At 57.6% G+C, this 14,244-nt stretch carries 9 protein-coding genes; 5 read left to right on the forward strand and 4 right to left on the reverse strand.

What is annotated here, in order from left to right; genetic code table 11:
• Positions 1–111 precede the first annotated feature (111 nt).
• The 4 genes from aat to trxB all read right to left on the reverse strand — a co-directional run bounded on the left by aat (position 112) and on the right by trxB (position 5,433).
• Positions 112–816 (reverse strand): leucyl/phenylalanyl-tRNA--protein transferase, encoded by a 705-nt coding sequence (aat, locus tag ACF8PE_RS07795; protein WP_032617332.1) that lies wholly within the window; start codon positions 814–816, stop codon positions 112–114.
• A 47-nt stretch (positions 817–863) separates the two neighbouring features.
• Complete coding sequence (gene cydC / locus ACF8PE_RS07800; protein ID WP_032617333.1) at positions 864–2,585, reverse strand: cysteine/glutathione ABC transporter ATP-binding protein/permease CydC; 1,722 nt, start codon at positions 2,583–2,585, stop codon at positions 864–866.
• Positions 2,585–4,351: a cysteine/glutathione ABC transporter permease/ATP-binding protein CydD gene (cydD, locus tag ACF8PE_RS07805; protein WP_032617334.1), complete on the reverse strand. Its 1,767-nt coding sequence runs from the start codon at positions 4,349–4,351 to the stop codon at positions 2,585–2,587. Before cydD ends, cydC begins: the two co-directional genes overlap by 1 nt.
• 113 nt (positions 4,352–4,464) lie before the next feature.
• A complete protein-coding gene (gene trxB / locus ACF8PE_RS07810) occupies positions 4,465–5,433 on the reverse strand; it encodes a thioredoxin-disulfide reductase (RefSeq protein ID WP_392494746.1) in 969 nt (322 codons plus the stop codon).
• A 549-nt stretch (positions 5,434–5,982) separates the two neighbouring features.
• Between trxB and lrp the strand changes: the two genes are divergently transcribed.
• The 5 genes from lrp (at position 5,983) to serS (ending at position 14,125) form a co-directional block, all read left to right on the forward strand.
• Entirely contained in the window at positions 5,983–6,477 is a 495-nt protein-coding gene (lrp, locus tag ACF8PE_RS07815) for a leucine-responsive transcriptional regulator Lrp (protein ID WP_000228469.1), read from the forward strand.
• A 133-nt stretch (positions 6,478–6,610) separates the two neighbouring features.
• Positions 6,611–10,639: a DNA translocase FtsK gene (ftsK, locus tag ACF8PE_RS07820; protein ID WP_392494747.1), complete on the forward strand. Its 4,029-nt coding sequence runs from the start codon at positions 6,611–6,613 to the stop codon at positions 10,637–10,639.
• A 131-nt stretch (positions 10,640–10,770) separates the two neighbouring features.
• Positions 10,771–11,385, forward strand: coding sequence for an outer membrane lipoprotein chaperone LolA (lolA, locus tag ACF8PE_RS07825; RefSeq protein ID WP_032617339.1), 615 nt, complete (start codon positions 10,771–10,773; stop codon positions 11,383–11,385).
• A gap of 9 nt (positions 11,386–11,394) precedes the next feature.
• Positions 11,395–12,738, forward strand: coding sequence for a replication-associated recombination protein RarA (gene rarA / locus ACF8PE_RS07830; protein ID WP_392494748.1), 1,344 nt, complete (start codon positions 11,395–11,397; stop codon positions 12,736–12,738).
• A gap of 94 nt (positions 12,739–12,832) precedes the next feature.
• Positions 12,833–14,125 carry a serine--tRNA ligase gene (gene serS / locus ACF8PE_RS07835; protein ID WP_103791999.1) on the forward strand — a complete coding sequence of 431 codons (1,293 nt, stop codon included), beginning with the start codon at positions 12,833–12,835 and terminating at the stop codon, positions 14,123–14,125.
• The last annotated feature ends 119 nt before the right edge of the window (positions 14,126–14,244 follow it).

The raw sequence follows: 14,244 nt of genomic DNA on the forward strand, positions 1-14,244 counted from the left end.
ACGATAGGGCGTTATCGGATGCGAACTATTCCCAAACGGCGGCGGGGCAACAGGCAGAACCTACTCTGCGGCAGAATTATAGCACCTTGAGGAAAAATATGCGGAAAACATTTATCCCTGGGGCGTAAATAACGTCGCAGGCACCCAGAAGTTCTGCGGTAATTTTTGCATTCGCAGAGCGGCCAGCTGCGTCAGATATTCATGGCGGGAGATCTCAATCGCCCCCAGCGAGGCGGTATGCTCGTTCAGCACCTGGCAATCAATCAACTTGCCGCCGCTGCGGGTAAAGCGATCGCAGAAAACCAGGAGCGCAGTTTTAGACGCATTCACGGCGCGGCTGAACATCGATTCACCGCAAAATAACGTGCCCTGAGCCACACCATACATGCCGCCCACCAGATCATCACCCTGCCATACCTCAATGGAGTGGGCGTAACCCAGCTCGTGCAGACGATGATATGCATGGATCACCTCCGGGGTGACCCAGGTGCCTTCTGCGCGGTCGCTGGCACAGCCTTCGATAACCTGGCCAAATGCATGATTGAGGGTGACGCGATAGGGGGAGTGGGCGTGAAACCGTTTCATGCTGCGACTGAGATGAAACCGTTCAGGCCACAAAATGGCGCGCGGGTCAGGCGACCACCATAAGATCGGATCGCCGGGCGAAAACCACGGGAAAATACCGCGCTGGTAAGCCATTAATAAACGCGACGGGCTGAGATCGCCGCCCAGGGCCAGCAAACCATTAGGTTCGCGCAGCGCCCCTTCCGGGGAAGGGAACGCAAGAGAATGACGAGAAAGCTGGACCAGGCGCATGACAACACAACTCCAGTACGCGAAGTGGGGATCGGTTCAAATATAGACTACAGACGTTGTTTAAACTGGTAGTAACGACCCTGTTTTGCCAACAGTTCTGCGTGACTACCTTGCTCAATAATCTGTCCGTTGTCCATCACAATAATTTGATCAAAATCCGCCAGTCCGCGCAGGCGGTGCGTCACCATCAGCACCGTTTTGCCCTGCATCTCTTTTTCCAGTAAATCAAGGATTTGCCGTTCTGTTGTTGCATCCAGCCCTTCGGTCGGTTCATCCAGCAACATCAGCGGGGCATTGTGCAGTAGCGCGCGGGCAATCGCCAGGCGACGCAGCTCACCACCGGACAGCTGACGACCTCCTTCACCGAGCCAGCTGTTCAGACCTTCATCGTCCAGCAGCTTGTGCAAACCGACCTTTTCGAGCATCGCACGTAATTCGTCATCAGCGGTTCCCGGCGCGGCTAACAGCAAGTTATCCCGCAGGGTGGCGCTGAAAAGATGGACCCGCTGCGGCACTACGCTCACTGTTTTACGCAGCGCTGGCTCGCTCATCTCTTTGAGAGGCATATCGTTAAACAGGATCTGGCCCTGAGCCGGATCCCAGGCCCGGGTCAGCAGTTGCAGCAGGGTCGATTTCCCGCACCCTGTGCGGCCCAGCACCGCAACGTGTGCACCTGCGGGGATCGTCAGATTGATGTTGTCCAGCGCCGGTTGCGCCTGCCCGTGGTAAGCAAAGCTGACATCTGCCAGACGGAGAGCCAGTTGCTCAGGCACGTCTGTTGCGGCGGTACTGAATTGCACTTCCGGCTGCTGGCCCGTGATCTGGGTAATACGCAGCGCGGAGGCCACTACCTGGCCGAGATGCTGAAAAGCCCCGGTCACCGGTGCCAGCGCTTCGAAAGCCGCCAGCGCACAGAAGACAAACAGCGCAATGAGCGGCCCCGGCTGGGTATTATCCCCCACACCGCCGGAGGCCAGCCACAGCATCGCCATCACGGCAATACCGCCAATCAACAGCATCAATGCCTGGGACAGGGCCGTCAGCTCCGATTGTTTGCGCTGGGCTTCATGCCAGTTCAGCTCGGTGTTCTCCATCCGCGCGCGATAGCGACGGCTGGCGCCAAAAATTGTCAGCTCTGCCTGGCCCTGCAGCCAGCCGGTAAGCTGCTGGCGATATTCGCCGCGCAGTCGGGTCAGGTTTTCACCGGTCGGTTTACCGGCGCGGTAAAACAGCGGCGGCAGCAGACACAGCGTCAGGAGCATGATCCCGCCAAGCACCAGCGCGATGCTGGCATCCAGCAGGCTCAGCCCGAGGGTAACGACCACAATCACCACCAGCGCACCTACCATCGGGGAGATAACCCGCAGATAGAGGTGATCGAGGGTATCGACATCCGCGACAACGCGGTTTAGCAGCTCGCCCTGGCGATAGCGCGCCAGCCCGGCAGGGGAGAGAGGCAGCAGTTTGCTGAAGGTGGTGACGCGCAGGTGCTGTAGCACGCGGAACGTTGCGTCATGGCTGACCAGACGCTCGAAGTAGCGCCCGGCGGTGCGGGTGATGGCCGTGCCGCGCACACCCGCAGCAGGCAGCATATAGTTGAAGCTGTACAGCCCGGCAAACCCGGCCACCGCAGAGGCAGAGAGGAACCAGCCGGAGAGCGTTAACAGGCCGATACTGGCCAACAGGGTGACGATGGCCAGCACGACGCCGAGGATCAGCATCCATTTGTGGCGCATATAGAGCGCCAGATAAGGCAGTAAAGCGCGCATTAAATGTCCTCCTGACGGTTCGCCAGCAGGGCCGCAAACGGCCCCTGTGCCGCCGCGAGCGTGGCGTAATTGCCCTGCTCAACAAGCTGTCCATTGTCCATGACCCAGATCTCATCCCAGTGGGCAATGCCCTCCAGTTGGTGGGTCACCATCAGCGTGGTTTGCTGCTGTGAAGCGGCATCCAGTGCCAGCATCACGCGCTGTTCGCTATGGGCATCCAGGCTGGCGGCGGGTTCATCCAGCAGTAACAGCTGGCAAGGGTTAAGCAGGGCGCGGGCCACGGCGATACGCTGCGCCTGGCCGACGGAAAGCCCCGCCGACTGATCGCCGACAAGGGTATTCACCCCGTCAGGCAGTAGGGGCAGGAATTCACTGACCCAGGCGCGATCGAGCACCGATTGCAGCTCTTCATCGCTGGCATCCGGGCGCGCCAGCAGCACGTTTTCACGTAGCGTGGCCGCCGGAAGCTGCGGGTTCTGACCCACCCAGCTCAAATGGGTGCGCCATTCATCAGGATCGAGCGCAGACAGCTCGGCCTGGTTGATGCGCAGCGATCCGCTGTAAGCCATAAAACCGGATAACGCATTCAGCAGCGAGCTTTTGCCGGAGCCGCTGGTGCCGACCAGCACCACGCGCTGACCTGCTGCGAGAGTGAAGTTTAATGGCCCCGCCAGCACCTTACCCTCCGGCGACAGCACGCAAAAATTCTCTGCTTCAATGCTGACCGGTTTGCTGGTGTTGAGGGTCACGTCCCCACGCTGCGGATGGGCCAACGGCGTTTCAAGGAAGGTTTTCAGGCTGTCAGCTGCGCCCACGGCCTGGGCCTTCGCGTGATAAAAGGTGCCCAGATCGCGCAGTGGCTGGAAGAATTCCGGGGCCAGAATCAGGGTCAGGAAGCCTGCCGAGAGGGTCACCGCAGTGCCGTAATGGCCAAAATCGAGGGCGCCCAGGTAGGAGAAACCAAAATAGACGGCGACCAGCGCAATCGACAGGGAGGTAAAGAACTCCAGTACCCCGGAGGATAAGAACGCCAGGCGTAACACCTCCATGGTGCGCTGACGGAAGTCCTGTGAGGCGTGGCGGATGTTGTCAGTTTCGGCTTCACCGCGACCAAAAATGCGCAGCGTCTCCATGCCGCGCAGGCGGTCAAGGAAGTGGCCGCTAAGACGCCCCAGCGCCAGGAAGTTGCGGCGGTTGGCATCGGCGGCACCCATGCCGACCATCGCCATAAACAGTGGGATCAGCGGGGCGGTGCCCAACAGGATCAGCCCTGCAACCCAGTTATAAGGGAAAATCGCGAATACGATCAGCAGAGGCACAAAGACGGCCAGCGCCATCTGCGGCAGATAGCGGGCATAGTAATCATGCATATCGTCGATTTGCTCAAGGATAAGCGTCGCCCAGCTGCCGGCGGGTTTGCCCTGAATCCAGGCGGGGCCAGCTTCCTGCAGCCTGTCGAGCACCTGGCGGCGGATTTCGTAGCGAATATTCTGCCCGGCGTGAAAACCCACGCGCTCGCGTAACCAGACCACCCAGGCACGCAAAATAAAGACCAGAATCAGCACAATGAAAGGCAGTAACAGGGCCTCACGCGGAATGTTTTCCATGATCATATGGTTAAGAATGCGGGCCAGCAGCCATGCCTGGCCTACAATCAACACACCGCTGATAAACCCTAGAAGACGGGAAATATTCAGCCAGCGGCGGGAAAGAACGCTTTGCTGTTTAAGCCAGCGTGTTAACTCTTGTTGACGGGTTTTTTCCATTGCGTGCTTTGCAGGTGATGTTATTAGGTATTGGGCACGGCAATGTTACATCGCAGAGACAATAAAGGCGACTTATCGCCGCCTTTTTTACGTTTGTTGCTGATTTGTAAAAATTATTTGCTCTGATCGGCCAGTCCGTCGAGATAACGTTCTGCATCCAGCGCCGCCATACAACCGGTGCCCGCAGAGGTGATCGCCTGACGGTAAATGTGGTCCATTACGTCGCCCGCAGCGAACACGCCCGGGATGCTGGTCTGGGTGGCATTGCCGTGGATCCCGGACTGCACTTTGATGTAGCCGTTCTCCAGCTCCAGCTGACCGTCGAAGATCGCGGTGTTCGGGCTGTGGCCGATGGCAACAAACAGACCTGCCACTTCCAGCGTTTCGACATTGTCGGTGTTCCGGGTATCGCGGATACGCAGACCCGCCACGCCCATCTGATCGCCGGTCACTTCTTCCAGCGTGCGGTGAGTGTGCAGCACGATGTTGCCGCTGGCCACTTTGTCCATCAGACGCTTGATCAGGATTTTTTCCGCGCGGAAGGTATCACGGCGGTGAATGAGATGGACTTCAGAGGCGATATTCGCCAGGTACAGCGCCTCTTCCACAGCAGTATTGCCGCCGCCGATGACCGCGACCTTCTGGTTGCGGTAGAAGAAACCGTCGCAGGTGGCGCAGGCAGATACGCCGCGACCCTTGAAAGCTTCTTCAGACGGCAGGCCCAGGTAGCGGGCAGAGGCACCGGTCGCAATGATCAGCGCGTCGCAGGTGTATTCCGCATTGTCACCGATCAGGCGGAACGGACGGTTTTGCAGATCGACCTTGTTGATGTGGTCAAAGATGATTTCGGTATCAAATTTGGCGGCATGCTCGTGCATGCGCTCCATCAGCAGCGGCCCGGTCAGGCCTTCAGGATCGCCTGGCCAGTTTTCTACTTCGGTGGTGGTGGTCAGCTGACCGCCTTTTTCCATGCCCGTAATCAGTACCGGTTGCAGGTTAGCGCGTGCAGCGTAGACCGCTGCGGTGTATCCCGCAGGTCCAGAACCAAGGATTAGCAGCTTACTGTGTTTGGCCGTGCCCATGAGATCCCCATTGTTGTTGGCAGACATTTTCCCGGATTGTAGGGAATTTGTGGTCGTAAAAAAAGGGCGCAGCGATTTTGTTAACGATATGTGTAATAGAAAGCGCCAATCAACGGCAGGGCAGGGAAGGTGATTTTATAACAATAATCATGGCTAATCGCTCGAAACGACGGCGATAAAATGAGGATTAATCCCCGGACGTAATGAATATCCGGCATGTTGTACTAAAAATCGATGTTTTGCTTTGACAATCCCCTGCGCTTTTGCGAAAACATTCAAGGAAGAAAAAAAACGGTCTTTGTGTAACGCATAGTCATGCACAAAATCACCATTTTTACCGGGTCAGCGAAATCTACGCATGGTGTGGACAGATGCCATTCGTGATGTTGATGGCCGCCTCTGGGCAACGGTCTTCATACCACATAACCCCAATCGAATCGCTCAAACTAAATAACAGGCGAGGCGATTAACCGCGGGGAAAGACTCTGAACAGTGAAGTGCACAGGGTCCTGGCAGGAGTTAGGGAAGGAATACAGAGAGACAATAATAATGGTAGATAGCAAGAAGCGCCCTGGCAAAGATCTCGACCGCATCGATCGTAACATTCTTAATGAATTGCAAAAGGATGGGCGTATTTCCAACGTCGAGCTTTCAAAACGTGTGGGACTTTCCCCGACGCCATGCCTTGAGCGTGTGCGCCGACTGGAAAGACAGGGTTTTATTCAGGGCTATACAGCGCTGCTGAACCCGCATTATCTGGATGCCTCACTTCTGGTATTTGTTGAGATTACTCTGAATCGTGGTGCGCCGGATGTGTTTGAGCAGTTCAATGCCGCTGTGCAAAAACTTGAAGAAATTCAAGAGTGTCATCTGGTTTCCGGTGATTTCGACTACCTGTTGAAAACCCGCGTACCTGATATGTCTGCATACCGTAAGCTGCTGGGTGAAACCCTGCTGCGACTGCCTGGCGTGAACGACACCCGTACCTATGTGGTAATGGAAGAAGTCAAGCAGAGCAATCGTCTGGTTATTAAGACGCGCTAACACGGAACAGGTGCATTATCAGCGTACTTTGATTACACTCCTGGTAATCCATACAGCAACAGTGTCGGGCCTCCCGGCACTGTTGTCCGTTTAGCACTCAGGCAGGAATTGCCTGATACCTGGAGAGCCTGTTTTGAGCCAGGAATATACCGAAGACAAAGAAGTCAATTTAACCAAGCTCAGCAGTGGACGTCGACTCCTTGAGGCGTTACTGATCCTTGTTGCTCTTTTTGCCGTCTGGTTGATGGCAGCCTTACTCAGTTTCAATCCCTCCGATCCCAGCTGGTCACAGACCGCATGGCACGAGCCTATCCATAATTTAGGCGGTGTACCGGGCGCCTGGCTGGCAGATACGCTGTTCTTTATCTTTGGCGTGATGGCCTACACCCTCCCTGTCATCATTATTGGTGGCTGCTGGTTTGCCTGGCGTCATCGCCAGAACGATGATTACATCGATTACTTTGCCGTCTCGCTGCGTCTGATTGGCGCGCTGGCGCTGATTCTCACCTCCTGCGGTCTGGCGGCGATTAACGCCGATGACATCTGGTATTTTGCCTCGGGTGGCGTGATCGGCAGCCTGCTGAGTACCGCCCTACAGCCGATGCTGCACAGCAGCGGCGGCACGATTGCGCTACTCTGCGTCTGGGGCGCGGGACTGACGCTTTTTACCGGCTGGTCCTGGGTCAGCATTGCGGAAAAAATCGGCAGCGTCATCCTCAACGTGCTGACTTTTGCCAGCAACCGCACCCGTCGGGATGACACCTGGGTCGACGACGAATATGAAGACGACGACTACGAAGACGAGGAACCGACCACAGAGCGTCGTGAATCCCGTCGCGCCCGCATTATGCGCGGGGCACTGGCGCGCCGTAAGCGCGTGGCAGAGAAATTCGCTAATCCGTTAGGACGCAAGACCGATGCGGCCTTGTTCTCCGGCAAACGGATGGACGACGAGGAAGTGGCATACAGCGCTCGTGGCGTGGCCGCCGACCCGGATGATGTGCTGTTCTCCGGCAACCGTGCGCTGGCCTCCGACTATGACGAGTACGATCCGCTGCTTAACGGCCACTCGGTGGCTGAGCCGCTTGCCGCCGCTGCCGCGGCGACCACAGCAACACAGGCCTATGCTGCCCCGGTTGATCCGGTGACCCCACCAACCCCTTCGATGCCGGATGCCCATCTTCAGCCGCCAGCGGTTGAATGGCATGCGGAACCCGCAGCGCCAGCCGCGCCAGTCTATGCGGAACCACAACCTTATGCCGCCGCGCCGCAGGAGCAGTGGCAGCCGCCTTATCAGCCTGAACCGGTATACGCGCAGCCGCAGTATGAACAGCCACAGTATGAGCAGCCACAGCACCAGCAGCCTCAGTACGCGCAGCCGCAGTATGAGCAACCACAGCACCAGCAACCGCAGTATGAGCAGCCACAGCACCAGCAGCCGCAGTATGAGCAACCTCAGTACGCGCAGTCTCAGTACGAGCAGCCGCAGCACCAGCAGCCACAGCAGCCGCAGTACGAGCAGTCGCAGTACGGACAGCCGCAGCCGCAGCAGTATGAACCGCAGCAAGCTGAGTATCAGCCTGAGCCGGTTGTTGCCCCGCCTGTCGTTGAAGCGCCGCCGGTTGAAGAGGTGAAACCGTCCCGACCACCGCTTTACTACTTTGAAGAAGTGGAAGAAAAACGTGCCCGTGAGCGCGAACAGCTTGCGGCCTGGTATCAGCCGGTGCCAGAGGAAGTACAAGAGCCAGCCCCGGTAAAAGCTGCTGAGATCCCATCGGTACCGGTTCCGGCCGTGGAGCCTGCGTCCGTTGTCGCCCCTGTTGCGGCGAGTGTGCAGCAGGCCACAGCCGCAGGTGCCGCTGCGGCCAGCGCTGCTGCACCTTTATTCAGCCTGGCCACCAGCGGCGCGCCGCGTCCGCAGGTGAAAGAGGGTATTGGCCCGCAACTGCCGCGTCCTAATCGCGTGCGCGTTCCCACCCGCCGTGAACTGGCCTCGTATGGCATTAAGCTGCCTTCTCAGCGGATGGCAGAAGAGAAAGCCCGTGAAGCCGGACGGCAGCAGTACGATGATGAGCAGTACGAAGACGATGCTGACGAAATGCAGCAGGACGAGCTGGCGCGCCAGTTCGCCCAGCAGCAACAGCAACGTTATGGCGATGAGTATCAGCCTGAGCCACAGCAGTCTCAAAGTCAGGTTGACGAAGATGATGCCGCCGAAGCGGAGCTGGCTCGCCAGTTTGCCGCCACGCAGCAGCAGCGTTACGCCGGTGAACAACCGACAGGGGCGAATCCATTCTCGTTGGCGGATTTTGAATTCTCGCCGATGAAAGATCTGGTGGATGATACGCCGAGTGAACCGCTATTCACGCCGGGCGTGATGCCGGAAGCCGAGCCGCCGCGCCAGGCCTATACCTCGCCTAAGCCCGCGGTGGCACCGCCGACCGTGCAGCCGCAGCACCGCGCAGCGCAGCCACAGCAGTATGCACAACCTGCTCAACCGCAGCATGCAGCGCAGCCACAGCAGTATGCACAACCTGCTCAACCGCACCGCGCAGCGCAGCCACAGCAGTATGCACCGCCGCAACAGCCTGTGATTCAGCCACCGCCTCAGCCGCAGGAGAGCCTGATCCACCCGCTGCTGATGCGCAACGGTGACAGCCGACCATTGCAGAAGCCAACTACGCCACTGCCGTCGCTGGATTTGTTAACGCCGCCACCGACAGAAGTTGAGCCGGTAGACACCTTTGCTCTGGAGCAGATGGCCCGTCTGGTTGAGGCCCGCCTGGCCGACTTCCGCATTAAAGCGGATGTGGTGAACTACTCGCCCGGTCCGGTCATCACCCGTTTTGAGCTTAATCTGGCGCCGGGTGTAAAAGCCGCCCGGATTTCAAACCTCTCCCGTGACCTTGCGCGATCCTTGTCGACCGTGGCCGTGCGTGTGGTTGAGGTTATCCCGGGCAAGCCGTACGTTGGGCTGGAACTGCCGAACAAAAAACGTCAGACCGTTTATCTGCGTGAAGTGCTCGATAACGCCAAATTCCGCGATAACCCGTCACCGCTGAGCGTGGTGCTGGGTAAAGATATTGCTGGTGAACCGGTAGTAGCCGATCTGGCGAAAATGCCGCACCTGCTGGTGGCGGGTACGACCGGTTCCGGTAAGTCCGTCGGCGTGAACGCCATGATCCTCAGCATGCTCTACAAAGCGCAGCCGGAAGATGTGCGTTTCATCATGATCGACCCGAAAATGCTGGAACTCTCGGTTTACGAAGGTATTCCACATCTGCTCACCGAAGTCGTGACCGATATGAAGGATGCTGCCAACGCGCTGCGCTGGAGCGTCAACGAGATGGAACGCCGCTACAAACTGATGTCTGCGCTGGGCGTGCGTAACCTTGCCGGTTATAACGAGATCATCGCCGAAGCGGCGAAGATGGGGCGTCCGATCCCGGATCCGTACTGGAAGCCGGGCGACAGCATGGATGCCCAACATCCGGTGCTGGAAAAACTGCCTTACATCGTAGTGCTGGTGGACGAATTTGCCGACCTGATGATGACCGTCGGTAAGAAGGTAGAAGAGCTTATCGCCCGTCTGGCCCAAAAAGCGCGTGCGGCGGGGATCCACCTGGTGCTGGCGACCCAGCGTCCGTCGGTGGATGTAATTACCGGACTTATCAAAGCGAACATCCCGACCCGTATCGCCTTTACGGTGTCGAGCAAAATTGACTCCCGTACCATTCTCGATCAGGGGGGCGCTGAATCGCTGCTCGGGATGGGTGACATGCTCTATTCCGGCCCGAACTCCACCTCGCCGGTGCGTGTCCACGGTGCCTTTGTACGCGATCAGGAAGTGCATGCCGTAGTGCAGGACTGGAAAGCGCGCGGTCGTCCACAATACGTGGATGGCATCACCTCCGACAGCGAAAGCGAAGGCGGCGGTGGTGGTGGCGTTGACGGCGGCGAAGAGCTGGATCCGCTGTTCGATCAGGCCGTTAACTTCGTCACCGAGAAACGCAAAGCCTCTATTTCCGGGGTGCAACGCCAGTTCCGCATTGGCTACAACCGCGCGGCGCGTATCATCGAACAGATGGAAGCGCAGGGCATCGTCAGCGAGCAAGGGCACAACGGCAACCGTGAAGTGCTGGCCCCGCCGCCGTTTGAGTAAACCCCCTCGATTGCAAAGATGGGTAAATCAGCAATAATTAAGCATTTTCTTCTGTCGCCTGCCTGCGGGCAGGTCCAGAATAGTTGACAGAAAACCCCCATTTTCGGGATGACGCTTTGTAAGGACGACCAATGAAAAAAATTGCAATCACCTGTGCATTATTGACCAGCTTCGTGGCCAGCAGCGTCTGGGCAGATGCCGCCAGCGACCTGAAAAGCCGCCTGGATAAAGTCAGCAGCTTCCACGCCAGCTTCACCCAGAAAGTGACTGACGGCAGCGGCAATGCGGTGCAGGAAGGTCAGGGTGACCTGTGGGTGAAACGTCCCAATCTGTTCAACTGGCACATGACGCAACCGGATGAGAGCATCCTGGTTTCCGACGGCAAGACCCTGTGGTTCTTCAACCCGTTTGTTGAGCAGGCCACGGCGACCTGGCTGAAAGATGCCACCAGCAATACGCCGTTTATGCTGATCGCCCGTAACCAGACCAGCGACTGGCAGCAGTACAACATTAAACAGAACGGTGATGAGTTTGTGCTGACGCCGAAAGGCAGTAACGGCAACCTGAAGCAGTTCACCATTAACGTCAGCAATAATGGCACCATCAATCAGTTCAGCGCCGTTGAGCAGGACGATCAGCGCAGCAGCTATCAGCTGAAATCCCAGCAGAACGGGGCGGTTGATGCATCTAAATTCACCTTTACCCCGCCGAAGGGCGTGACGGTGGATGACCAACGTAATAAGTAAGAGGCGTGCGTGAGCAACCTGTCGCTCGATTTTTCAGATAATGCGTTTCAACCTCTGGCCGCCCGTATGCGGCCAGAAAATTTAGCGCAGTATATCGGCCAGCAGCATCTGCTGGCTGCGGGCAAACCCCTGCCGCGCGCCATTGAGGCCGGGCATCTGCACTCGATGATCCTCTGGGGGCCACCGGGTACGGGTAAAACAACGCTGGCAGAGGTCATTGCCCGTTACGCCGACGCCGACGTCGAGCGTATTTCGGCCGTCACCTCAGGGGTGAAAGAGATCCGCGAAGCCATTGAGCGTGCACGGCAGAGCCGTAATGCCGGTCGCCGCACGATCCTGTTTGTCGATGAAGTTCACCGCTTCAACAAGAGTCAGCAGGACGCCTTCCTGCCGCATATCGAAGACGGCACCATCACGTTTATCGGTGCGACCACGGAAAACCCTTCGTTTGAACTCAATTCCGCACTGCTGTCCCGTGCTCGCGTCTATCTGCTGAAATCGTTAACCACCGAAGATATTGAGCAGGTGCTGACGCAGGCGATGGAAGACAAGGACCGGGGCTACGGCGGGCAGGATATCGTACTGCCAGACGATACCCGTCATGCGATTGCCGAGCTGGTCAATGGCGATGCGCGTCGGGCGTTGAATACCCTGGAAATGATGACCGATATGACCGAAGCCGACGACAGCGGCAAGCGGGTGCTGCTTCCGGCTCTGCTGACCGAAATCGCCGGGGAACGCAGCGCGCGCTTTGATAACAAAGGCGACCGTTTTTACGATCTGATCTCGGCGCTGCATAAATCGGTGCGCGGCAGTGCACCCGATGCTGCGCTCTACTGGTATGCGCGCATTATCACTGCGGGGGGCGATCCGTTGTACGTTGCCCGTCGCTGCCTGGCGATTGCTTCGGAAGATGTCGGTAACGCCGATCCACGCGCCATGCAGGTGGCACTCTCAGCCTGGGACTGCTTCACCCGCGTCGGGCCTGCTGAAGGCGAACGCGCCATTGCCCAGGCGATTGTCTATCTGGCCTGTGCCCCGAAAAGCAATGCCGTGTATACCGCGTTCAAAGCCGCGATGTCTGATGCACGTGAGCGCCCTGACTACGATGTCCCTGTCCACCTGCGTAATGCCCCGACCAAACTGATGAAAGAGATGGGCTACGGCCAGGCCTATCGTTATGCCCACGATGAGCCGAACGCATACGCTGCCGGGGAGGAGTATTTCCCGCAGGAGATGGCACAAACACGCTATTATCGCCCGACAAACAGAGGTCTTGAGGGCAAGATTGGCGAAAAGCTCACCTGGCTTGCCGGACAGGATCAAAATAGCCTTATAAAACGCTACCGTTAGAACGATCGTTGCGGTAAGGTTGACGGGAAACTTCAGTGACCGCAGGCTGCGGTCATTTCCTCCTATTTTTTAATTCGATAAGCACAGGATAAGCATGCTCGATCCCAATCTGCTGCGTAACGAGCCAGACGCAGTCGCTGAAAAACTGGCACGCCGGGGCTTTAAACTGGATGTAGATAAGCTGCGCGCTCTTGAAGAGCGTCGTAAAGTTCTGCAGGTTCAAACTGAAAACTTGCAGGCAGAGCGTAACTCTCGATCGAAATCCATCGGCCAGGCGAAAGCGCGCGGGGAAGACATTGAGCCATTACGCCTGGAAGTGAACAAACTCGGTGAAGAACTGGATCAGGCGAAAGCCGAACTGGACGTTCTTCAGGCTGAGATTCGTGATATTGCCCTGGCAATCCCGAATACCCCTGACGACAGCGTACCTGTCGGCAAAGACGAAAATGACAACGTCGAAGTGAAACGCTGGGGCACCCCACGCGAATTCGATTTCGAAGTTCGCGATCACGTTACGCTGGGCGAAATGCACGCGGGGCTGGATTTTGCCGCGGCCGTTAAGCTGACCGGTTCCCGTTTTGTGGTCATGAAGGGCCAAATTGCCCATCTGCACCGTGCGCTGGCGCAGTTCATGCTGGATCTGCACACTGAGCAACATGGCTACAGCGAAACCTACGTCCCGTATCTGGTCAACCACGATACGTTGTACGGTACCGGGCAACTGCCGAAATTTGCCGGCGATCTGTTCCACACCCGTCCGCTGGACGAAGAGGCAGACAGCAGCAACTACGCGCTGATCCCAACCGCAGAAGTGCCGCTGACCAACCTCGTGCGTGATGAGATCATCGACGAAGACGATCTGCCGATCAAACTGACTGCACACTCTCCGTGCTTCCGTTCTGAAGCAGGTTCTTATGGTCGTGATACCCGTGGTCTGATCCGTATGCACCAGTTCGACAAAGTTGAGATGGTGCAGATCGTACGTCCAGAAACCTCCATGGAGGCGCTGGAAGAGATGACCGGCCACGCAGAAAAAGTGCTGGAGTTGCTGGGTCTGCCGTATCGCCGCATGGCGCTGTGCACCGGTGACATGGGCTTTGGTGCCTGCAAAACCTTCGATCTGGAAGTGTGGGTTCCGGCGCAGGGTACCTATCGTGAAATCTCCTCCTGCTCCAACGTTGGCGATTTCCAGGCGCGTCGTATGCAGGCACGTTGCCGCAGTAAGTCCGACAAGAAAACCCGTCTGGTACATACCCTGAACGGCTCCGGCCTGGCAGTGGGCCGTACCCTGGTGGCGGTGCTGGAAAACTACCAGCAGGCTGACGGACGTATCGAAATTCCCGAAGTTCTGCGCCCTTACATGAAAGGCCAGCAGTTCATCGGCTAATTGCCAAAATGTAAAAAAGCGCCTGCGGGCGCTTTTTTTATGCCCCGCTTTTGACATCAGGCAATACCCACTCCCTCTAAAGGGGTAATACTCTCCCGGCAGTTGGTTAGCATAAACCG

It is taken from the genome of Leclercia sp. GLN_9 (genome assembly GCF_043105735.1).
Taxonomy (GTDB): domain Bacteria; phylum Pseudomonadota; class Gammaproteobacteria; order Enterobacterales; family Enterobacteriaceae; genus Enterobacter; species Enterobacter adecarboxylatus.